General features: G+C 58.3%; 15 protein-coding genes. 10 read left to right on the top strand and 5 right to left on the bottom strand.

Annotated features, from left to right (window positions below):
• The first annotated feature begins 105 nt into the window (after positions 1-105).
• Positions 106-918, top strand: coding sequence for an HNH endonuclease (locus tag B723_RS29475; RefSeq protein WP_017340235.1), 813 nt, complete (start codon positions 106-108; stop codon positions 916-918).
• Here B723_RS29475 and B723_RS29470 read toward each other — a convergent pair.
• The 4 genes from B723_RS29470 to B723_RS29455 all read right to left on the bottom strand — a co-directional run bounded on the left by B723_RS29470 (position 884) and on the right by B723_RS29455 (position 4,539).
• Positions 884-1,444, bottom strand: a complete 561-nt coding sequence (locus B723_RS29470) for a BRO-N domain-containing protein (protein ID WP_017340234.1) — start codon at positions 1,442-1,444, stop codon at positions 884-886. The genes B723_RS29475 and B723_RS29470 overlap by 35 nt on opposite strands.
• 407 nt (positions 1,445-1,851) lie before the next feature.
• Complete coding sequence (locus tag B723_RS29465) at positions 1,852-3,102, bottom strand: ribonucleotide-diphosphate reductase subunit beta (RefSeq protein ID WP_017340233.1); 1,251 nt, start codon at positions 3,100-3,102, stop codon at positions 1,852-1,854.
• A 515-nt stretch (positions 3,103-3,617) separates the two neighbouring features.
• A complete protein-coding gene (locus B723_RS29460) occupies positions 3,618-4,088 on the bottom strand; it encodes a hypothetical protein (RefSeq protein ID WP_052909719.1) in 471 nt (156 codons plus the stop codon).
• Positions 4,089-4,275: 187 nt separating this feature from the next.
• Entirely contained in the window at positions 4,276-4,539 is a 264-nt protein-coding gene (locus B723_RS29455; RefSeq protein WP_017340231.1) for a DUF2790 domain-containing protein, read from the bottom strand.
• A 455-nt stretch (positions 4,540-4,994) separates the two neighbouring features.
• Here B723_RS29455 and acs point away from each other — a divergent pair, with 455 nt between their 5' ends.
• The 7 genes from acs (at position 4,995) to argR (ending at position 13,030) form a co-directional block, all read left to right on the top strand.
• Complete coding sequence (acs, locus tag B723_RS29450; RefSeq protein WP_017340230.1) at positions 4,995-6,950, top strand: acetate--CoA ligase; 1,956 nt, start codon at positions 4,995-4,997, stop codon at positions 6,948-6,950.
• A gap of 698 nt (positions 6,951-7,648) precedes the next feature.
• A complete protein-coding gene (locus B723_RS29445; protein WP_010457256.1) occupies positions 7,649-8,422 on the top strand; it encodes an ABC transporter substrate-binding protein in 774 nt (257 codons plus the stop codon).
• A 91-nt stretch (positions 8,423-8,513) separates the two neighbouring features.
• A complete protein-coding gene (locus tag B723_RS29440; RefSeq protein ID WP_017340229.1) occupies positions 8,514-9,203 on the top strand; it encodes an ABC transporter permease in 690 nt (229 codons plus the stop codon).
• Positions 9,200-9,898, top strand: a complete 699-nt coding sequence (locus B723_RS29435) for an ABC transporter permease (protein ID WP_017340228.1) — start codon at positions 9,200-9,202, stop codon at positions 9,896-9,898. The genes B723_RS29440 and B723_RS29435 overlap by 4 nt, the downstream gene beginning before the upstream one ends.
• Position 9,899: 1 nt before the next feature.
• Positions 9,900-11,012: a M14 family metallopeptidase gene (locus B723_RS29430; protein WP_017340227.1), complete on the top strand. Its 1,113-nt coding sequence runs from the start codon at positions 9,900-9,902 to the stop codon at positions 11,010-11,012.
• Between the two features lie 27 nt (positions 11,013-11,039).
• Positions 11,040-11,804, top strand: coding sequence for an ABC transporter ATP-binding protein (locus tag B723_RS29425; protein ID WP_008154324.1), 765 nt, complete (start codon positions 11,040-11,042; stop codon positions 11,802-11,804).
• Between the two features lie 245 nt (positions 11,805-12,049).
• Positions 12,050-13,030 (top strand): transcriptional regulator ArgR, encoded by a 981-nt coding sequence (argR, locus tag B723_RS29420; RefSeq protein ID WP_017340226.1) that lies wholly within the window; start codon positions 12,050-12,052, stop codon positions 13,028-13,030.
• An 8-nt stretch (positions 13,031-13,038) separates the two neighbouring features.
• Here argR and B723_RS29415 read toward each other — a convergent pair whose 3' ends face one another.
• Positions 13,039-17,754, bottom strand: a complete 4,716-nt coding sequence (locus B723_RS29415) for a dermonecrotic toxin domain-containing protein (RefSeq protein WP_017340225.1) — start codon at positions 17,752-17,754, stop codon at positions 13,039-13,041.
• A 287-nt stretch (positions 17,755-18,041) separates the two neighbouring features.
• Between B723_RS29415 and B723_RS29410 the strand changes: the two genes are divergently transcribed.
• Together B723_RS29410 and aruF are read left to right on the top strand one after the other, a co-directional pair.
• A complete protein-coding gene (locus B723_RS29410; RefSeq protein WP_017340224.1) occupies positions 18,042-19,262 on the top strand; it encodes an aspartate aminotransferase family protein in 1,221 nt (406 codons plus the stop codon).
• Positions 19,263-19,491: 229 nt separating this feature from the next.
• The gene (aruF, locus tag B723_RS29405; protein WP_017340223.1) at positions 19,492-20,511 is read left to right on the top strand and encodes an arginine/ornithine succinyltransferase subunit alpha; all 1,020 of its coding nucleotides are present in this window, start codon (positions 19,492-19,494) and stop codon (positions 20,509-20,511) included.
• Positions 20,512-20,526: the final 15 nt, after the last annotated feature.

Genomic DNA, 20,526 nt, shown 5'->3' with positions numbered 1-20,526 from the left:
GCTCTCGAGATTCTGGTTTGAGCTGGTCGAGAGAGCTTTCCGACAATCGTGTAGGAGAATTCGTTAACTTTGGTAATCTTTATCCTCTGATAAGAGGATGAGTGGATGCCAGCTGTCATTGCTGAAAATGATGAATCGAAGTGGGCCGATGAAACCGGGGTCCGATATCACTTCCCGAAACAGTACCGAGCAATTCTGACCGAAGGAACGGCGGTGCTGTATTACAAAGGGAAGATGACAAACAAATCTTTTTCGGATCAGCGTCTGAGTACAAGCCCTCATTATTTTGGTGTTGCTCGAATCGGAAAGGTTCATGCAGATGAGAACAGTACGCAAGGTGATTTGTTCGCTGTCATTGAGGGCTTCAGACCCTTTGAATCTGCAGTTCCGATCAAGCTCGACGGAGAATACCTTGAGCAGATTCCTGTGAAACTGAAGAGTAATTACTGGCGTAATGGTGTCCGGTTAATAGACCAGATGGTATTTGACGACATCTACTCCCATGCGGTGCTGAAGCTGGAGCAGGTCGACGAATTCAGTCAAATTGATATTGCGCAGGAGTTTGAAACCAGCGTTATCGGGACTGAGGGAAAAAAAATCACCTATTACGGGGTGAGGTATGAGCGCTGTCCAAAGCTCAGGCATCACGCAATCGCTATTCATGGGCTTCGATGCAAAGCCTGTGATTTTGACTTCGAGAAAGTGTATGGCGCGCATGCAAAAGGCTTTATTCATGTACACCATGTGAAACCCATTTCCGAATTTGACGAGGACCAAGTTGTCGATCCGGCGACTGACTTGATCCCACTCTGTGCAAATTGCCACGCGATGGTTCATAGGAAGCCCCAGCAGTTGCTGAGCGTTGTGCAATTGAAAAGTCTTCTCAATGGTCGATGGGTTTTTGACGATGAATCCTAAGCGAATGCTTCGACGACTGAAACATCTGCACGACCTTCCGCCACCATGGTTCAACCACCTTAACCCGTCGTTGCGGCTGATCGTGTAACAGATAAGGCATATCCCGCAGCCGAATCCAGCCTTCATCCTGCCAATGCAGCAGACTCAACGACATCTCCGGCCAATCCAACAAACTCAACATCGGCCGATCTGCATTCTTCGAAGGCCCCGCATCGCGCAACGCCGGGACTACTTGATGAGTCAGCCACTCACGCAATAACCGATTCCCGGGGGCGTAGTGATACACCAGCAACGCATAGGCACCGGATTCACTAAGCATGAGTCGCCGCTCAGATTGTCCGTAGTACTCAATTAACAACGTATGGCGCTGATCCTCGTCCAGTTTGCTGACCACACGATCACTTAGATGGAAACCCATTAGACGACCGAGATCGCGGGCGCAGAACCATGGCTGGTTTTCCAGAAGGAGGGCATGGAGGTGGAGGTTGTGGCGTGCAAAGCGTGTTGGAATGATCGGATCAGGCATGACCGATCTCCGAGAGGGAGGGGGAGCGGAGGGGGCTTTGTGTCGGCATATCCATTACCTCTACGTATGAATGTTGAGAGGGCCAAAACCCGACGTAGAGGACTTAAGGACATCCCAACAAGCATTATCTTCAAACACAAAGTCGTGCGTATGTCCTTTTAGACATGCGCGATCATTGTGTGATTGAGTAGCTTCTACGTTGGGCGTTTCTTAGGCACCTGCAATGGAGCTTAGAAGCGCTTTAATTTTTCATCAATGCAGAAAGATCTGGAGTTGCTGTAGGAGTTTTGGCGGCGAGCGTCAGATAAGTAAGTCTTTTCCTACCCAATAAAAAGCCCCGATCAGATCGGGGCTTTTCGTATTTCGATTTGTCGATTTACATCGTCAAATCACGGCGAGCTCGGGAATCAATCCCAGCTCAACGCCCCACCAGTCTGATACTCAATAACTCTCGTCTCAAAGAAATTCTTCTCTTTCTTCAAGTCCATAATCTCGCTCATCCAAGGGAACGGGTTAGTCGTCCCTGGATACTCTTCCTTCAAACCAATCTGGCTCAAACGACGGTTAGCGATGAACTTCAGATAGTCCTCCATCATCGCCGCGTTCATGCCCAACACGCCGCGAGGCATGGTGTCGCGAGCGTATTCGATCTCCAGCTGAGTGCCCTGCAGAATCATCTGCGAAGCTTCTTCCTTCATCTCGGCATCCCACAGGTGTGGGTTTTCGATTTTGATCTGGTTGATCACGTCGATGCCGAAGTTCAGGTGCATGGATTCGTCGCGCAGGATGTACTGGAACTGCTCGGCGACGCCGGTCATTTTGTTGCGGCGGCCCATGGAGAGGATCTGGGTGAAGCCGCAGTAGAAGAAGATGCCTTCCAGAACGCAGTAGTAGGCGATCAGGTTGCGCAGCAGTTCTTTGTCGGTTTCGACGGTGCCGGTTTCGAACTTCGGATCGGAGATCGAGCGGGTGTATTTGAGGCCCCAGGTGGCTTTTTTCGCGACCGATGGGATCTCGTGGTACATGTTGAAGATCTCGCCTTCATCCATGGCCAACGATTCGATGCAGTACTGGTAGGCGTGGGTGTGGATCGCCTCTTCGAAAGCCTGGCGCAGGATGTACTGGCGGCATTCCGGGTTGGTGATCAGGCGGTACACGGCCAGGACCAGGTTGTTGGCAACCAGGGAGTCGGCGGTGGAGAAGAAGCCGAGGTTGCGCATCACGATGCGGCGCTCGTCGTCGGTCAGGCCTTCCGGGTCTTTCCAGAGGGCGATGTCGGCGGTCATGTTGACTTCTTGCGGCATCCAGTGGTTTGCGCAACCGTCCAGATACTTCTGCCAGGCCCAGTCGTACTTGAAAGGCACGAGTTGGTTGAGGTCGGCGCGGCAGTTGATCATGCGCTTTTCGTCAACGGCGACACGGGCAGAGGCGCCTTCGAGTTCGGCGAGGCCTTCAGCGATGTCGAGGTTGTCCAGGGCTGCTTTGGCACGGGCGATAGCGGCAGAGTCGTTCGCGGTTACGGCGCGAGCTTCTTGAGCGGCGACACCACCAGCGGTGTCGAGTCGGTCCATGTTGGCTTCAGTCGCGTGGCCGGCGTTGGCGCCTTTTACCACGGTCTCGCCGCTGTCTTCTTTGTCGAATTCGTCCCAGCTCAGCATGACGTGTCGTCTCCTGCGTGAGGGCCAGATGCCCGTGTGATGGTTTTTCACACGGTCGGTCTGACCGCGTTGGATCTATAGAAATATCGTTTTTTGCAACAGCTATACGCAGGCATCAAACAGAATTTTGTACGGGTGTTCCGAAGCCGCTGATGGGCGCAGATAGCGTGAACAGTTCTGCGTGGGCTTCAGACTGGCTTTTGACCCCTGTAAGGGAATATTGCAGGCCCGTTTAAGCCGGCATTATAGGGAAATTTTTACGGCCGTGGTGGGGCGAATCCGCGCATGGAGCGGTCGAGAAGGAGGGTTTTTCGGTCGGAGCGAGGGTTTACAGGGCTTTGGCTGGATATCGCGGGTGAAGATTTTTTTTCTTAAATTTTGACGCACTACTTTTTTGTTCAAAAAATAGCCAGAAAAACGGGTTTTTCACTACATCTTGTGTTTTGAGTCGGTTTTCGGTGGCTGCAGACACAACTAAGCCCGACCGAAGTCGGGCTGTCAGTCACGCTCGATGATCAGCTCAGGCGAGCGGCACCGACGTGGTCTGCACCATCGGAAGCGAGTTTGCCTGCGCCGACGTGGTCTGCACCATCGGAAGCGAGTTTGCCTGCGCCGACGTGGTCTGCACCATCGGAAGCGAGTTTGCCTGCGCCGACGTGGTCTGCACCATCGGAAGCGAGTTTGCCTGCGCCGACGTGGTCTGCACCATCGGAAGCGAGTTTGCTTGCACCGACGTGGTCTGCACCATCGGCGGCGAGTTTGCTTGCACCGACGTGGTCTGCGCCGTCGGAAGTGAGTTTGCCTGCACCGACGTGATCGGCACCATCGGCGGCGACTTTGGCCGAGCCGGTGTGGTCGTAACCGTCAGAAGCGACAGCCGCTGCAGTGGTGAATGCTGCCGAACCGGTGCGGTCGTAACCGTCAGCGGCGAAGGTGTTGGCGGCCAGCACGGACAGGGTCAGGGCGATGATCAGTTTGGCTTTCATGGTAGTGGCTCCAGGTTCGTTGGCGTTGTATGCCTTGGTGTGGAATTCATACTACGCCGACTAATTTGATTAAAAAGCGCAAATAAACGCTTGAAGCTATCGATATAATCGATCTTTACGGTTCGGCGCTTCATCTGCCTTGTACAGCGGGCGGGTGGGTCGAACCGTTAAAGGGGAGTGCGGGTGATTAGCCGTTGGAGCAGCCGTTACCCATGATGCTGTAGCGCAGAATGTGGCGTTGGCCTTTGGAGTCGTCGTATTCCATTTTCATGGGGACCACTTCGCACACATTGGGGATTTCACTCATGGAGATAACTTTGGCGATGTCCAGGTGAGTGGAGTAAGTGTATTCCTCGATGGCCGGTTGTTGCTGTGCGACATCAGTCGGGACCTCGTCTGCCATGGCGGTTGCGCACAGGCTGGAGAGGGCCAGAACTAATAAAGCTTTCATTTCGGTTTTACCTTTTAGAGGTCGAGTGGGGTCACGCAACCTTTTTGGGGTTGCGTGTGGAACTTGATTACCGGTGTTTTTTGATTAACTGCCTTCGTGGGGGCTGCAACTTGGTTAATCAGGGTTTGCCTTGTTGGCGAGGCTGATTTTAGGCGTGGGGGCGGCGTTCATATAGGTGGGGTTTTGATAAACACCTTTGACAGATTTCGTAACAATCGCGGAATAGCATTCGTAATGGCCGGCTTATTGGTGATCGTTCGACGGGGTTTTTCAGGTAGACCGCGTGATCGTTCTTCGCGGGCAAGCCACGCCCCCACAGGGGTTGCGGTGTGTTTGAGAGGCTTATCACGATAATTTGTAGGGGCTTGTTACTACCATCGTCGAATGGTTCTATAGCCCCGGCCCGGCTACAACTGGGGTCATACAAAAACAACTATTCCACCGAGGTAAGAAAGATGAGTGCGGCTTCCCTGTATCCCGTTCGTCCCGAGGTTCTGGCCAATACGCTGACTGACGAGGCGACCTACAAGGCGATGTACCAGCAGTCCGTCGTCAACCCGGACGGCTTCTGGCGCGAACAAGCCAAGCGCCTCGACTGGATCAAGCCTTTCACCACGGTGAAGCAGACGTCCTTCGACGACCACCATGTCGATATCAAATGGTTCGCCGACGGCACCCTGAACGTTTCCTACAACTGCCTCGACCGTCATCTGGCCGAGCGCGGCGATCAAGTGGCGATCATTTGGGAAGGGGATGACCCTGCCGAAAGCCGCAACATCACCTACCGCGAGCTGCACGAACAAGTCTGCAAGTTCGCCAACGCCTTGCGCGGCCAGGATGTGCACCGCGGCGACGTGGTGACTATCTATATGCCGATGATCCCCGAAGCCGTGGTCGCCATGCTGGCCTGCACCCGGATCGGCGCGATTCACTCGGTGGTGTTCGGTGGTTTCTCGCCGGAAGCCCTGGCCGGTCGCATCATCGACTGCAAATCCAAAGTGGTGATCACCGCTGACGAAGGCATCCGTGCCGGCAAGAAGATCCCGCTCAAGTCCAACGTCGACGACGCGCTGACCAACCCGGAAACCAGCAGCATCCAGAAAGTCATCGTGTGCAAGCGAACCGGTGGCGACATCAAGTGGAACCAGCATCGCGACATCTGGTTTGAAGACCTGATGAAAGTGGCGGGCAGTGTCTGCGCGCCGAAAGAGATGGGCGCCGAAGAAGCGCTGTTCATCCTTTACACCTCCGGCTCCACCGGCAAGCCTAAAGGCGTGCAGCACACCACCGGCGGCTACCTGCTTTACGCGGCCATGACCCATGAGCGCGTGTTCGACTACCGTCCGGGCGAAATCTACTGGTGCACCGCCGATGTCGGCTGGGTCACCGGCCACAGCTATATCGTCTACGGCCCATTGGCCAACGGCGCGACCACGCTGCTGTTCGAAGGCGTGCCAAACTACCCGGACATCACCCGGGTGGCGAAGATCGTCGACAAGCACAAGGTCAACATTCTCTACACGGCGCCAACCGCCATTCGCGCGATGATGGCGTCGGGTCAGGCCGCTGTCGAAGGTGCTGATGGCAGCAGTTTGCGCCTGCTCGGTTCGGTGGGTGAGCCGATCAACCCGGAAGCGTGGGACTGGTACTACAAGAATGTGGGCAAGTCCCGTTGCCCGATCGTCGATACCTGGTGGCAGACCGAAACCGGCGGCAACATGATGAGCCCGCTGCCGGGCGCTCACGCCCTCAAGCCGGGTTCTGCGGCGCGTCCGTTCTTCGGTGTGGTGCCGGCGTTGGTCGACAACCTGGGCAACATCATCGAAGGCGTGGCCGAGGGTAACCTGGTGATTCTCGATTCGTGGCCGGGTCAGGCGCGCACGCTGTACGGCGACCATGACCGCTTCGTCGATACCTACTTCAAGACCTTCCGTGGCATGTACTTCACTGGTGACGGTGCGCGTCGTGACGAAGACGGTTACTACTGGATCACCGGTCGCGTGGACGACGTGCTCAACGTGTCCGGCCACCGTATGGGCACCGCCGAAATCGAAAGCGCGATGGTCGCTCACCCGAAAGTCGCCGAGGCTGCCGTGGTCGGCGTGCCGCACGACATCAAGGGGCAGGGCATTTATGTCTACGTGACGCTGAACGCTGGCGAAGAGACGAGCGAGCAATTGCGTCTGGAACTGAAGAACTGGGTGCGTAAAGAGATCGGCCCGATTGCTTCGCCGGATGTGATTCAGTGGGCGCCGGGGCTGCCGAAGACGCGGTCGGGCAAAATCATGCGCCGGATCCTGCGCAAGATTGCGACGGCCGAATACGATGGGTTGGGGGATATCTCCACCCTGGCGGACCCAGGTGTGGTGCAGCATTTGATTGATACGCACAAGACGATGAATGTTGCGTAAGTAACGTTCCGAGTCATCGAAGCCCCGCCAGGTGTTGAGCCTGGTGGGGTTTTTTTTGTCTGCGGATTTTGTATTGCCTGACCGGGCCTCTTCGCTAGCAGGCTAGCTCCCACAGGGATCTCCGGTGGATTCACAATGTGCATCGAGCGCAGTTCCTCTGTGGGAGCTAGCCTGCTAGCGATGGCGATCTGTCAGGCGCCCAATCAACATCAACCAATAATTATCGGCTTCACCCGTAGGCCATTTCCCACTGTTACCCGCCACCCTTCAAGTAACCGAATGTGTAACCGCTCGCGCCGATACGGGGCATTGAGAAACGCCATAAGCCTGCAACGGTGCGTTTCAGCTCGGCAAAAAAATAAGAACCCACGCTACGCTTGCCGGATTAGAAGGCTTTGCCAATAATAGGCCCGCAATTTGCAATATAGATCGGTTCACTGTCTTTTGCTCTTGCATGAAATTGCAAGGCTGTCAACGTGCCCAAACGGCTTTCTCGGTGCTTCTGTAATTTGTTGTCGCATTGAAGAAATATCGGCTTCGGGCCTGTCGTTAGAATGCCGATCACTCGCTCGTCGTTGCCTGTGTTGAAAATTCGCACACGCACTGTAGGACGCAGCAACGCTTTCCGGTTCCACTCATCCGCATATTGGGCTGTCGCTCACTCTGCCGTTTTAGCCCTTTACCGATGGAGTCCCAAGATGAAGAAACTCGTGCTGCTTGGCGCCCTGGCACTGTCCGTGCTGTCTCTGCCAACCTTCGCCGATGAAAAGCCTCTGAAAATCGGTATCGAAGCGGCTTACCCTCCGTTCGCTTCCAAGGCACCGGACGGCAGCATCGTTGGTTTCGACTACGACATCGGCAACGCCCTTTGCGAAGAGATGAAGGTCAAGTGCACCTGGGTCGAGCAAGAGTTCGACGGTCTGATCCCGGCACTCAAAGTGCGCAAGATCGACGCGATCCTGTCGTCCATGTCGATCACTGAAGACCGCAAGAAGTCCGTGGACTTCACCAACAAGTACTACAACACCCCGGCTCGCCTGGTCATGAAGGCCGGCACTCAAGTCAGCGAAGGCCTGACCGAGCTCAAGGGCAAGAACATCGGCGTGCAACGTGGTTCGATCCACGAGCGTTTCGCCCGCGAAGTCCTGGCCCCGCTGGGTGCCGAGATCAAGCCGTACGGTTCGCAGAACGAAATCTACCTCGACGTGGCTGCCGGTCGCCTCGACGGCACCGTGGCAGACGCTACGCTGCTGGATGACGGTTTCCTGAAAACCGACGCCGGCAAAGGTTTCGCCTTCGTTGGCCCGGCCTTCACCGACGTCAAATACTTCGGCGACGGCGTAGGTATCGCGGTTCGCAAGGGTGACGCGCTGAAAGACAAGATCAACACTGCGATCGCCGCCATTCGCGAGAACGGCAAGTACAAGCAGATCCAGGACAAATACTTCGCCTTCGATATCTACGGCAAGTAACACGTCCAGGCGACAAGTCCGAAATGGCGCAAGCAGCAGGATCTCTGAGGTTTGCGCCATTTTTTCATCCCAACTTTCGAGGACCTGAATCATGTTGAAAGGCTACGGGGCTGTCATCCTCGATGGCGCATGGCTGACGCTTCAGCTCGCCTTGTCGTCCATGGCCCTGGCCATCCTTCTGGGGCTGATCGGCGTTGCGCTGCGTCTTTCCCCGGTGCGCTGGCTGGCCTGGCTGGGCGATCTGTATTCCACGGTCATCCGCGGGATTCCCGACCTGGTGCTGATCCTGCTGATTTTCTACGGTGGTCAGGACCTGCTCAATCGCGTCGCGCCGATGCTGGGCTATGACGATTACATCGACCTGAACCCGTTGGCCGCCGGTATCGGCACCCTGGGCTTCATCTTCGGTGCGTACCTGTCGGAAACCTTCCGTGGCGCGTTCATGGCGATCCCGAAGGGGCAGGCAGAGGCCGGCATGGCGTACGGCATGAGCAGTTTTCAGGTGTTCTTCCGGGTGTTGGTGCCGCAGATGATTCGTCTGGCGATTCCGGGCTTCACCAACAACTGGCTGGTGTTGACCAAGGCCACCGCGCTGATTTCGGTGGTGGGACTGCAAGACATGATGTTCAAGGCCAAGCAGGCGGCAGATGCCACCCGCGAGCCTTTCACCTTCTTCCTCGCAGTGGCGGCGATGTACCTGGTGATCACCAGTGTCTCGTTGCTGGCATTGCGTCACCTTGAGAAGCGCTACTCGGTAGGCGTAAGGGCGGCTGATCTATGATCTTCGACTACAACGTCATTTGGGAGGCCTTGCCGCTGTACTTCGGCGGCCTGGTGACCACCCTCAAATTGCTCGCGCTGTCGCTGTTTTTCGGTCTGCTGGCGGCCTTGCCGCTGGGCCTGATGCGCGTCTCGAAGAACGCAGCCGTCAACATGACGGCCTGGCTCTTCACCTACGTGATCCGCGGCACGCCGATGCTGGTGCAGCTGTTTTTGATCTACTACGGGCTGGCGCAATTCGAAGCGGTACGCGAAAGCTTCCTGTGGCCGTGGCTGTCCAGCGCGACGTTCTGTGCGTGCCTGGCCTTCGCGATCAACACCAGCGCCTACACCGCGGAAATCATCGCCGGCAGCCTGCGCGCTACGCCGAACGGTGAAATCGAAGCGGCCAAGGCCATGGGCATGTCGCGCTTCAAGATGTACAAACGCATCCTGCTGCCGTCGGCCCTGCGCCGTGCGCTGCCGCAGTACAGCAACGAAGTGATCATGATGCTGCAGACCACCAGTCTGGCCTCCATCGTGACCCTGATCGACATCACCGGTGCCGCGCGCACGGTCAACGCTCAGTTCTACCTGCCGTTCGAGGCTTACATCACCGCTGGTGTGTTCTACCTGTGCCTGACCTTCATTCTGGTGAAGCTGTTCAAACTGGCCGAGCGCCGCTGGCTGGGCTATCTGGCCCCGCGGAAGCACTGATATGGAACGCATCGATCATCCATTGCCGTGGAGCCACCTCGGAAGCGAACGCCAGATTTCGGTGTTCCGCTTCGGCAGCGGCGAGCGCAAGGCTTACATCCAGGCCAGCCTGCACGCCGATGAACTGCCGGGCATGCGCACCGCCTGGGAGCTGAAAAAACGCCTGACCGAACTCGAAGCCAAGGGCTTGCTCAACGGCGTGATCGAGCTGGTGCCGGTGGCCAATCCACTGGGCCTCGGTCAGCTGCTGCAAGGCAATCATCAAGGACGTTTCGAAGCGGGCAGCGGCAAGAATTTCAACCGGGATTTCGTCGAGCTGAGCGCGCCGGTGGCCGCTGAGCTGGAAGGGCATCTGGGCGACGATCCACATGCCAATATCCGCTTGATCCGTCAGGCCATGAGCGATCATCTGGCCGCATTGCCTGAGGCGAGCAGCCAGTTGCAAGGCATGCAGCGCGTGCTGCTCAGCCACGCCTGCACCGCCGACGTCGTGCTGGATCTGCATTGCGACGCCGAAGCTGCGCTGCATATGTACGCCTTGCCGCAACACTGGCCGCAATGGCGTTCGCTTGCCGCGCACCTGAATGTGAAAGTGGGCCTGCTGGCGGAAGATTCCGGCGGCAGTTCCTTCGACGAAGCCTGCTCGTTGCCGTGGCTGCGTCTGTCGCGTCAGTTCCCGGACGCGCAGATTCCGCTGGCCTGCCTGGCGACCACCATTGAACTGGGTGGTCAGGCCGACACCGGTCGCGCTGATGCCGAGGCTTACGCCGAAGGCATTCTGGCGTTCCTCGCCGAACAAGGCTTGATCAGCGGCGAATGGCCGAAACCGGCGCAAGAAGCTTGCGAAGGCATGCCGTTCGAAGGCACCGAATTGCTGTTCGCGCCGCATCCGGGCGTGATCAGTTTCTTGCGTAAACCCGGTGAGTGGATCGAAGCCGGCGACGAGATTTTCGAAGTGATCGATCCGTTATCGGATCGGGTCAGCACGGTGTGTGCTGGTACGTCCGGGGTGCTGTTTGCCATTGAACGGCTGCGTTATGCCCAACCCGGTTTCTGGCTGGCCAAGGTGGCGGGGCGCGAAGCGCTGCGTCACGGGCGCTTGCTCAACGACTGACTGACTGTTTTTGTGAGAACCGACCGCATGTACAAACTTGAAGTCCAAGACCTGCATAAACGCTATGGCAGTCACGAAGTGCTCAAGGGCGTGTCCCTGAAAGCGGCGGCTGGTGATGTGATCAGTATCATCGGCTCCAGTGGCTCCGGCAAAAGTACTTTCCTGCGCTGCATCAACCTGCTGGAGCAGCCGCACGCGGGCAAAATTCTGCTCAACAACGAAGAGCTGAAACTGGTGGCCAACAAGGACGGCGCGCTGAAGGCCGCCGACCCGAAACAGCTGCAACGCATGCGTTCGCGCCTGTCGATGGTGTTCCAGCATTTCAACCTGTGGTCGCACATGACCGCGCTGGAAAACATCATGGAAGCGCCGGTCCACGTGCTCGGCATGTCCAAGGCCGAAGCCCGCGAGAAAGCCGAGCACTACCTGAACAAGGTCGGCGTGGCGCATCGTAAGGATGCCTACCCGGGCCACATGTCCGGCGGCGAGCAACAGCGCGTGGCGATTGCCCGTGCCCTGGCGATGGAACCCGAGGTGATGCTGTTCGACGAACCGACCTCGGCCCTCGACCCGGAACTGGTCGGCGACGTGCTGAAGGTCATGCAGGCCCTGGCGCTGGAAGGCCGGACCATGGTGGTGGTCACGCACGAAATGGGCTTCGCCCGTGAAGTGTCGAACCAACTGGTGTTCCTGCACAAAGGTGTCGTCGAAGAAAGCGGCAACCCGCGTGAGGTGCTGGTCAATCCACAGTCCGAACGCTTGCAACAATTCCTCTCGGGCAGCCTGAAGTAAACCGAACTCCCGTTGCGCACCGGGATAGTGCATGCTTCGCAACCTGAAGGCCGGCTCCGATCCCTGTGGGAGCTGGCCTGCCAGCGATAGCGGTGGGACAGTTTACATATCTGGCACCGACACGCGGCCATCGCTGGCAGGCCAGCTCCCACAGTTTGATCTGTGCTGGTTTTGAGATATGCGTTCATTTACGGGCTAGCATTGGCCCATGCCTTCATCACTGTTTTCGTTTCGGATTGCCCGCCATGACTGCCCATCGAATTGGTTTCCTGATTTGGCCCAGCACTAAAGCACTGACGCTTGCGCTGGCTGAGGAGGCCTTGCGTGTTGCCCAGCGTGTGCATCCGGACGTGGTCTACGAACTGTCGTTCTTGCAGGCCGAACCGCCGACCGAGGGCGCCTGGCAATTGCCGGGGGAACCCTGGGCCGGCAAGCTCGAACATTTCCAGAAACTGTTCCTGCTCGCCGATGAGCCGCCGACCGCACTTGCGCCGGCGCTCAGCAGTTCGCTGAAACAACTGGTGCGTGCCGGGTGCGTGATTGGCGGTCTGTCGGCCGGTGTCTACCCATTGGCGCAACTCGGTTTGCTCGACGGTTATCGCGCTGCCGTGCACTGGCGCTGGCAGGACGATTTCGCCGAGCGTTTCCCGAAAGTCATCGCCACCAGTCACCTGTTCGACTGGGATCGCGATCGCCTGACCGCGTGCGGCGGTCTGTCGGTTCTCGATCTGTTGCTGGCCGTGCTGGCCCGTGATCACGGCGCCGAACTCGCTGGCGCCGTGTCCGAGGAGCTGGTGGTCGAGCGCATTCGCGAAGGCGGCGAGCGCCAACGCATTCCGCTGCAGAACCGCCTCGGTTCCAGCCACCCGAAGCTCACCCAAGCGGTGTTGCTGATGGAAGCCAACATCGAAGAACCGCTGACCACCGACGAAATCGCCCAGCATGTGTGCGTGTCCCGTCGGCAGCTGGAGCGCATCTTCAAGCAATACCTCAACCGGGTGCCGAGCCAGTACTACCTGGAACTGCGTTTGAACAAGGCCCGGCAGATGTTGATGCAAACCAGCAAGTCGATCATTCAGATCGGCCTGTCGTGTGGCTTCTCTTCGGGGCCGCATTTCTCCAGTGCCTACCGCAACTTCTTCGGCGCCACGCCGCGGGAAGATCGCAACCAGCGGCGCAGCAGCAGTCCGTTCGAGTTGTCGTCGGTGCCATCGGAACGAGGCTGACGGCGGCCTTACTCGTCGACTTCGGACCCCTCCGTGGATGAAACCTGAATCTCACCTCGATTGATCACTTCTTCCACACCGAAATCCGTGCCTGTGCTCTGGTAGTAGTCGATCAGCCGTAACACGCTTTCCTCGGAAAAAGGATTGCCTCGAAGACTGATGTTCTCTGCCACTTCCACGGGCACTTCCATGATGTCGCTCGGGATGTCGGTGATGGCGTTATCGCTCAGGTCGGCCCAATCCAGTTCCTCCAGCTGCAGCAGGCCACGGGGCAATTCGGTGATGCCGGTCTCGGCAAGGAGGACGGTCGAGAGCTCCTTCATTTGACTCAGATCGGGCGCTCGACCCAAAGGGTTGAGGCTCAGGTCCAGATAGTCCAGCTGCTCCATTCCCGCCAATGCGTTTGCCGATTCCGCTGACAAAGTGATGCGGCAGTCAGACAGTGACAGTGACCGCAGTCGACCCATCTTGAACACGGCCTCGGGAAGGGTGCCGAGGTCACACTCACGCAGTCTCAGGCTTTTGAGATTGGGGAAGGCGTCGAGAAAGTGGCCGATCCGGGTCACGCCATCGACACTTTGCAGTTCCAGCGTCGAGACATGGCTGAAGTCGGCGCTGAGGGTGGGCAGCTCTCCCGTTATCCGGGAACTGATGATCAGATCAAACGTGGGCTCGAGCGCTTCATTGAAGTCGTCCAGTTCGCTCTGATGCCGCCAGCATTGCTGCAGCGTTTGCATGAATTCATTGCGGTTGGCGTGCTCGGCAGACACCTGGCGCTCGTTGAACGGTTCGCCCGTGCGTGGGTGAAGCGGCGGCAGGTCGGTGGTCCATGCCGCCAGGTCGCTGCTCAATTGAGCGAGCTCTGTTTCCAGCCTGGTCAGTTCTACCCGGCCATCCTCCAGGGTTCCCGGCAATTCGTAGACGAAATCGCTCGCCTGCTCGATCTCCATGTTCGGGTATAGCGCCCTGACACGCACGATATCTGCCTCGGGGGCATAGACACCCAGATCGTATGAGGTTTCGAGGTAATGCAGCTTGATGAGATGTCGATCGCTGTCGACGAGCGGATTGTCCGCGAGGTGGATGCCACGCTTGTCGTAGACCTTGCTCTCGAACAACCCGGCAGGCAGCTCGGTGATTCGGTTGTCGATCAGCATGAGCGCGTCGAGCTTGGGGTGCGTGATGGCGCTGGCGGGGAATTCCGTCAGACCTGTTTCGCTCAGGTCCAGGTGCACCAGTTCCGGCATGAACTCGATGCTGGGTGTCGTGGTGAATGGGTTCCGGAACAGGTCCAGCATCACCAGTTTTTTCAATGAGGTCAGCCTTGTCCAGGTGGCGGCATCGAACGTGATTGCACAGTCGTTGAGCAGCAACGCATCGAGGTTGGCCATCCGTGGAATCGCCTCGGGCAGGGTGGTCATCGAAAACTGGCGCAAATCGAGGCGACGAAGGTCATTGAAACGTTGCAGAAACCCGTGAATGCCTTGCTCTGCACGACTGCCTTCAAGGGCCAGCAGGGAAACGTGGCTGAAGTCCGCCGTCAGAACCGGCAGATCACCCAGAATCGGTTCCGCGAACCGCAGTATGTATCGGTCACTGCTGTCCGCAGCGCCCAGGTCCCGGTCTGACAGTCTGCGCCAGCTGCGCTGGATTTCCTGGGCCAGCAACCGTCGGTTGTGCTGCTGGGCCTGTTGTTCCAGCTCGCTCAGTGGAAGCCTGGTTTCGGGGTGCACGGTGGGCGCTTCGTTTATCCAGCGGCCCAGATCCTCGTGCAGCCGTTCCATTTCATTGCGCAGGCGCGAAAGCTCCACGCGAGCACCATCGGGGTGGCGTTGCAAGCGGGCAACGATGGCGCTGAGTTCATCCTGGCGCAGGCCTGGATACACCTCGCGAACCCTGTCATTGAGTGTCGGTGTCGGGCGACCGATGCGTTGGTAACCCGCCGTTCCTCCGGGCAGGCGCATGGTCGTCGGGTCATAGAAGGGTTTTCGGTTGGGGTGCTTGGCCAGAAGCGCGCGCAACTCCGGTTTGTGCTGTGCTTGCCGGACAATGCGTTGTTTGAGTATCGGCCCGTCGTCGACAGAAAGGCCCATCGCGTTGCGCTCCGTTTCAGGCAATGCCTGAAGGATGGCCTGATAAAAGTCGCCCGGCAGTTCAGTGTTGTCATGGACCTTGTAAGTGCCGTCCTCGGCGTACACCAATGTCCTGAGGAGGGGCGCGTCGGGTTCGCCGATGCTGTCGCGCAACGTCCCTTCATGGGAAAACTCCCTGACCTCGATGCGCAGGCGAGCGGGCCAGCCGGGCAGTGACTCAAGCGTGTGCAGGGCCAGACGATGGGTATCCGCCGTTTCCATGCCCTCCAGATAAAAACCCTCGTAGGCTCTGGCGACACGCACCGCGTCCATGGCTTTCAGTGCTACATCCTTGAGCCGTTGCGGCAAGCGCCCGCTGTGCATTTGTTTCAGCTCGGTGCCGGTTGCGTTGCTCACCAGTTCTTGCGCGATATCCGTGGGCAGTCCGCGCACCTCGCCTTGCAGCAGTTGAACATGGCGGTCGTCGGTTTTTTCGAGTTCGCGGTAGCGAGACTGGAACAACGATGAGCGCTGATTCAACGCCTGATAGCGATCGGGATGTTCGCTGCCGGTCTGCTCGACCAGTGCCTGAATGTCGCGGTCGATGTTGAGGCGCTTGATCGTGTCGGTCAGAAGCGAAGGCGGGCGCTGATTCTCGACATGCATCTCGCGCAGCACGTTGTCGTGAAAACCGCTGATCTGCAGGATTTGCTCGCGCTCGGCAGTGTTGAACGACTCGACGCTCTGGCCAAGTCGGCGCAGTACGGTTTCCCGGTCCCATGTCAGCGGTCGCTCCAGCAGGGTCTGCCAGGCGCCATGATGGTTGTGGCGCAGAGCGGGCTGATAGGCATCGGCCCGGTTCGGATGTTGAATCTGAAAGCGGCCAGTCTTGCTGTCCAGCTTGACCGAGTAGAGCTTGTCTTCAACGCGAGCCAGGGTTTTGCCCTCGTGCTGATATAAACCGAGATGATCGCGTGGGGCAGGGTCCGGCAAATCAACAGACTGTTCGTAAGGGGTCAGGTCCTGTTTCCAGTATCGGGTTTTGCCTGGGGCTGTTTCGACCGGTTTGAGCGGGGAAATCAGCGTCACCGCCTCGCGAGACATGAGGCCGTTGAACGCATTGGCTGCCATGGCGCCGCCCACCACGAACGTGCCGAGTTCCACCACCGTCTCAACGATCGTCATCAAGTGCCCGAACGCTTCGGTTTTCAGGCCTTCGGCCCAGTCAATGATGCCTTCGAAGGCGTCGTCGAGCACTTGGTAGGCCATGTAGCCCAGCATTATCTCGCCCAGAAACGGAACAAAAGGCAGGGCAGCGAACGACGCCACTTCAAGGATCTTTTTGGCGATATTGCTGAAGGCGTCCCATGCCGCCCACCGTGCCGCTCGGTCGGCACTGGCGGTAGAGACCGCAAGCGTGCGCCCGTCATTGAGGATCTTGTTCAGTTGCTGCTGGTAGAGGTGTGTCCCCAGGTCGTGACTGATCTGACTGACCGAGAACTGCAGGTTGGGCGTGTCGATGGGGGTATCGCGCCAGCTCGGCAGCGGATCACCGCGCTGGTGTTCATGCCAGGTGACCGCGCTGAGACGGCTGTTGAGGTCGGCGAAAAAGTGTCCTCGTTCCTGATGATCGATGAACCGGCTGAAGAACGCCTGATAAGCCGGAGCGCGCAGTTTGCGGGTCAGCTCGGTCATGAACGCCAGGGTGTCGGGGTACTGTTTGAGCGGATGTTCCGGATCGTCGGGGATGTAGGCGATGATCCGTGAGCGCTGGGCGGTGAGCTCAAGCCTCGGTGCGAAAATGACGATGCCCGTCAGCAATGAAGACATGATTTTCAGGTCGTGGCAGTGCAGTCGCCAGTTGTCCAGCCCCACGTTTTCCCGGCCCTCGAGAATGTCGAGAATCGACTGACAGGCGTCCTGCGGCAGGTCGGCCCGGAGCTGGGCCAGTTGCAGGGCTGAAAGCAGGGCGGCCTTGTGTGTCTTGATCACGCTCGACCTCAACACGGCAGCCGCCACCGGGTTGGTAAATCCCAGGTTTTCCTTGAGGTATGTCTCGTATCGAGCGCCGATATCCAGCTCCCTGCATAACCGGGTGAAATGCTGAATGGAGAGTTGGCGCTTGATCGCCGGTAATGTCTCGAATTGCCCCGTGGGCGAGGGTTCGGTGATGAACGTCGAGGCTGATTCGTAGGCCTCGGTTTCGGTTTCCGACTCCTGAAAGTTGTGCAGGACGGCGTCGAGCAGCGATACCGTCCAGGTGCGCGCTGCACCGGTCTTGATCGGGAACCATGGAATGGTCTGCGGGATGTACAGGCGCAGGAAGGTCGTCTTGACGTCCAGTTCCAGTCCGTACCGGGTTCTCAATGCGTCTTGCAGAAGCGGTTCGGCAAAGTCCCGGGCGTTCTGCAATTTATCCAGCATGGATTCCAGGTGGTTGCGCTGGGTCAGGTAGTGCGTGTTGGCTGTTTTCAGTGCCTCATGCTGCTGGCGGGTTGCTGTGGTGTGCCAGCCAGGAATATCCAGCGGTGCGCTCTTGAGCGCGCGCCGGGTGGCGGGCGATGCTGTTATTACCCAATCGGGCAGATTGTGGAATACATGCTGAAAATGCGTGTCTGGCTGAGCCGTGAGCTCGGGGTGATGCTGGGTCATTGCGCTAATCCCTTAGCGTTTGGATGGACGCGCAGCAAAACAGACGATGAAGCATGGCGTGCGGTACATAATTACCGCACCGCTTCACAAGCCTGCCTATAACCTGTGCCGCCGGTTTAAACTGCGCCTTTGCGACGCTATATGTCGCATTGCCGTAAACCCGGCTAAAACCGGGGTTTGCGCTATAAGAAGTTGTCGCTTGGCGGCAAGGCCGGGCTGAAAACTGTCCTTACAATCCCCCCATCGCTCGCCAGTTTCAGGCGAGTGTTCCTTTTCAGGAGACTCCGATGTCCGTTGAGCACGCTGCGGTAGAACGCGCCGATTTCGACCAGGTAATGGTTCCCAACTATGCGCCTGCCGCCTTCATTCCTGTGCGTGGCGCCGGTTCCCGCGTGTGGGACCAGTCTGGCCGCGAGCTGATCGACTTCGCTGGCGGGATCGCCGTTAACGTATTGGGCCATGCGCACCCGGCGCTGGTCAGTGCCTTGACCGAACAGGCGAACAAGCTGTGGCACGTGTCCAACGTGTTCACCAATGAGCCGGCCCTGCGCCTGGCGCATAAGCTGATCAACGCGACCTTTGCCGAGCGTGCGTTCTTCTGCAACTCCGGCGCCGAAGCCAACGAGGCCGCGTTCAAGCTGGCCCGTCGTGTCGGTTTCGACCGGTTCGGCAGCGAGAAGTACGAAATCATCGCCGCGCTCAACAGCTTCCACGGCCGCACCCTGTTCACCGTGAACGTCGGTGGTCAGTCGAAGTACTCCGACGGTTTCGGTCCGAAAATCACCGGCATCACCCACGTGCCGTACAACGATCTGGCCGCGCTGAAAGCCGCCATTTCCGACAAGACCTGCGCCGTGGTCCTGGAGCCGATCCAGGGCGAGAGCGGTGTCATCCCGGCCGAACTCGAATACCTGCAAGGCGCCCGTGACCTCTGCACTGCGCACAACGCGCTGCTGATCTTCGACGAAGTGCAGACCGGCATGGGCCGTACCGGCAAGTTGTTCGCCTACCAGCAATACGGCGTGATCCCGGACATCCTGACCAGCGCCAAGAGCCTGGGCGGCGGTTTCCCGATCGCAGCCATGCTGACCACCGAAGACCTGGCCAAACATCTGGTCGTCGGCACCCACGGCACCACCTACGGCGGCAACCCGCTGGCGTGCGCAGTGGCCGAAGCGGTGATTGACGTGATCAACACCCCTGAAGTGCTGGCCGGCGTCAACGCCAAGCACAACAAGTTCAAGGCGCGCCTGGAACAGATCGGCGAGAAATACGGCCTGTTCACCAAGGTCCGCGGCATGGGCCTGTTGATCGGTTGCGTGCTGAGCGATGCCTGGAAAGGCAAGGCCAAGGACATCTTCAACGCTGCCGAGCGCGAAGGCCTGATGGTCCTGCAAGCCGGCCCGGACGTGGTGCGTTTCGCGCCAAGCCTGGTGGTAGAAGATGCTGACATCGATGAAGGCCTGGACCGTTTCGAGCGCGCTGCGGCGAAACTGACGCAAGCCTGATAGACCCTTCGACGCCTGACATCTTCAGGCGTCGAACCAAATTTTTGTTTCGGGCTGGATCAAACGTGTGGGAGCTAGCCTGCTAGCGATGAGGGCCTGATAGCCAACATCATTGTTGCCTGACAGGACGATATCGCCAGCAGGCTAGCTCCCACAGTTGACTCTGAGTTGTTTCAGGGGCAGCCCGGGATTTTTTCTTCTGTAAGTTCTGAGATTAAGGAGTGACACCATGCTGGTGATGCGCCCCGCGCAAATGGCTGATCTGGGCGAGGTACAGCGTCTGGCTGCGGACAGCCCGATTGGTGTCACTTCCTTGCCGGATGACGTTGAACGCCTGAGCGACAAGATCGCCGCGAGCGAAGCTTCGTTCTCCGCCGAAGTCAGCTTCAACGGTGAAGAGAGCTATTTCTTCGTCCTCGAAGACTCCGTCACCGGCAAGCTGGTGGGCTGTTCGGCCATCGTGGCGTCGGCCGGTTATTCGGAGCCGTTCTACAGTTTCCGCAATGAAACCTTCGTACACGCTTCCCGCGAGCTGAAGATTCATAACAAGATCCACGTGCTCTCCCAGTGCCACGACCTGACCGGCAACAGTTTGCTGACCAGTTTCTACGTGCAGCGCGAGTTGGTGGGTTCGCCGTGGGCCGAGCTCAACTCCCGTGGTCGCTTGCTGTTCGTGGCCAGCCATCCGGAGCGCTTTGCCGATTCCGTGGTGACCGAGATCGTCGGTTACAGCGACGAAAACGGCGACTCACCGTTCTGGGATGCCATCGGCCGTAACTTCTTCGACCTCAACTACGCTGAAGCCGAGCGTCTGTGCGGTCTGAAGAGCCGGACCTTCCTCGCCGAGCTGATGCCGCATTACCCGATCTACGTGCCGTTGCTGCCGGACTCCGCGCAAGAAGCGATGGGCCAGGTGCATCCCCGGGCGCAGATCACTTTCGACATCCTGATGCGCGAAGGCTTCGAGACCGATCACTACATCGACATTTTCGACGGCGGCCCGACCCTGCATGCACGTGTCTCGGGGATCCGTTCGATCGCCCAGAGCCGTGTGGTCCCGGTGAAAATCGGTGAGCCGGTCAAAGGCGCCGGTCGTCAATATCTGGTGGCCAATGCGCAGTTGCAGGATTACCGCGCCGTGTTGCTCGAGCTCGATTACGCGCCGGGCAAGCCGGTGACCCTGGACCTGGAAGCAGCCGAAGCCCTGGGCGTCGGTGAAGGTGCCAGCGTGCGCCTTGTAGCGGTTTGATTGCCTAGAAAGCAG

Origin of the sequence: Pseudomonas fluorescens NCIMB 11764 (genome assembly GCF_000293885.2) — a bacterium.
In the GTDB taxonomy this organism is placed as follows: Bacteria; Pseudomonadota; Gammaproteobacteria; order Pseudomonadales; family Pseudomonadaceae; genus Aquipseudomonas; species Aquipseudomonas fluorescens_B.
The sequence above is the reverse complement of the archived record's forward strand: the minus strand, read 5'-3'. Positions and strand labels throughout refer to the sequence as shown.

Coding starts and splice junctions, on each gene's coding strand:
- B723_RS29475 (WP_017340235.1), top strand. CDS start 106: ATGCCAGCTGTCATTGCTGAAAATGATGAATCGAAGTGGGCCGATGAA.
- B723_RS29470 (WP_017340234.1), bottom strand. CDS start 1,444: ATGCCTGATCCGATCATTCCAACACGCTTTGCACGCCACAACCTCCAC.
- B723_RS29465 (WP_017340233.1), bottom strand. CDS start 3,102: ATGCTGAGCTGGGACGAATTCGACAAAGAAGACAGCGGCGAGACCGTG.
- B723_RS29460 (WP_052909719.1), bottom strand. CDS start 4,088: ATGAAAGCCAAACTGATCATCGCCCTGACCCTGTCCGTGCTGGCCGCC.
- B723_RS29455 (WP_017340231.1), bottom strand. CDS start 4,539: ATGAAAGCTTTATTAGTTCTGGCCCTCTCCAGCCTGTGCGCAACCGCC.
- acs (WP_017340230.1), top strand. CDS start 4,995: ATGAGTGCGGCTTCCCTGTATCCCGTTCGTCCCGAGGTTCTGGCCAAT.
- B723_RS29445 (WP_010457256.1), top strand. CDS start 7,649: ATGAAGAAACTCGTGCTGCTTGGCGCCCTGGCACTGTCCGTGCTGTCT.
- B723_RS29440 (WP_017340229.1), top strand. CDS start 8,514: ATGTTGAAAGGCTACGGGGCTGTCATCCTCGATGGCGCATGGCTGACG.
- B723_RS29435 (WP_017340228.1), top strand. CDS start 9,200: ATGATCTTCGACTACAACGTCATTTGGGAGGCCTTGCCGCTGTACTTC.
- B723_RS29430 (WP_017340227.1), top strand. CDS start 9,900: ATGGAACGCATCGATCATCCATTGCCGTGGAGCCACCTCGGAAGCGAA.
- B723_RS29425 (WP_008154324.1), top strand. CDS start 11,040: ATGTACAAACTTGAAGTCCAAGACCTGCATAAACGCTATGGCAGTCAC.
- argR (WP_017340226.1), top strand. CDS start 12,050: ATGACTGCCCATCGAATTGGTTTCCTGATTTGGCCCAGCACTAAAGCA.
- B723_RS29415 (WP_017340225.1), bottom strand. CDS start 17,754: ATGACCCAGCATCACCCCGAGCTCACGGCTCAGCCAGACACGCATTTT.
- B723_RS29410 (WP_017340224.1), top strand. CDS start 18,042: ATGTCCGTTGAGCACGCTGCGGTAGAACGCGCCGATTTCGACCAGGTA.
- aruF (WP_017340223.1), top strand. CDS start 19,492: ATGCTGGTGATGCGCCCCGCGCAAATGGCTGATCTGGGCGAGGTACAG.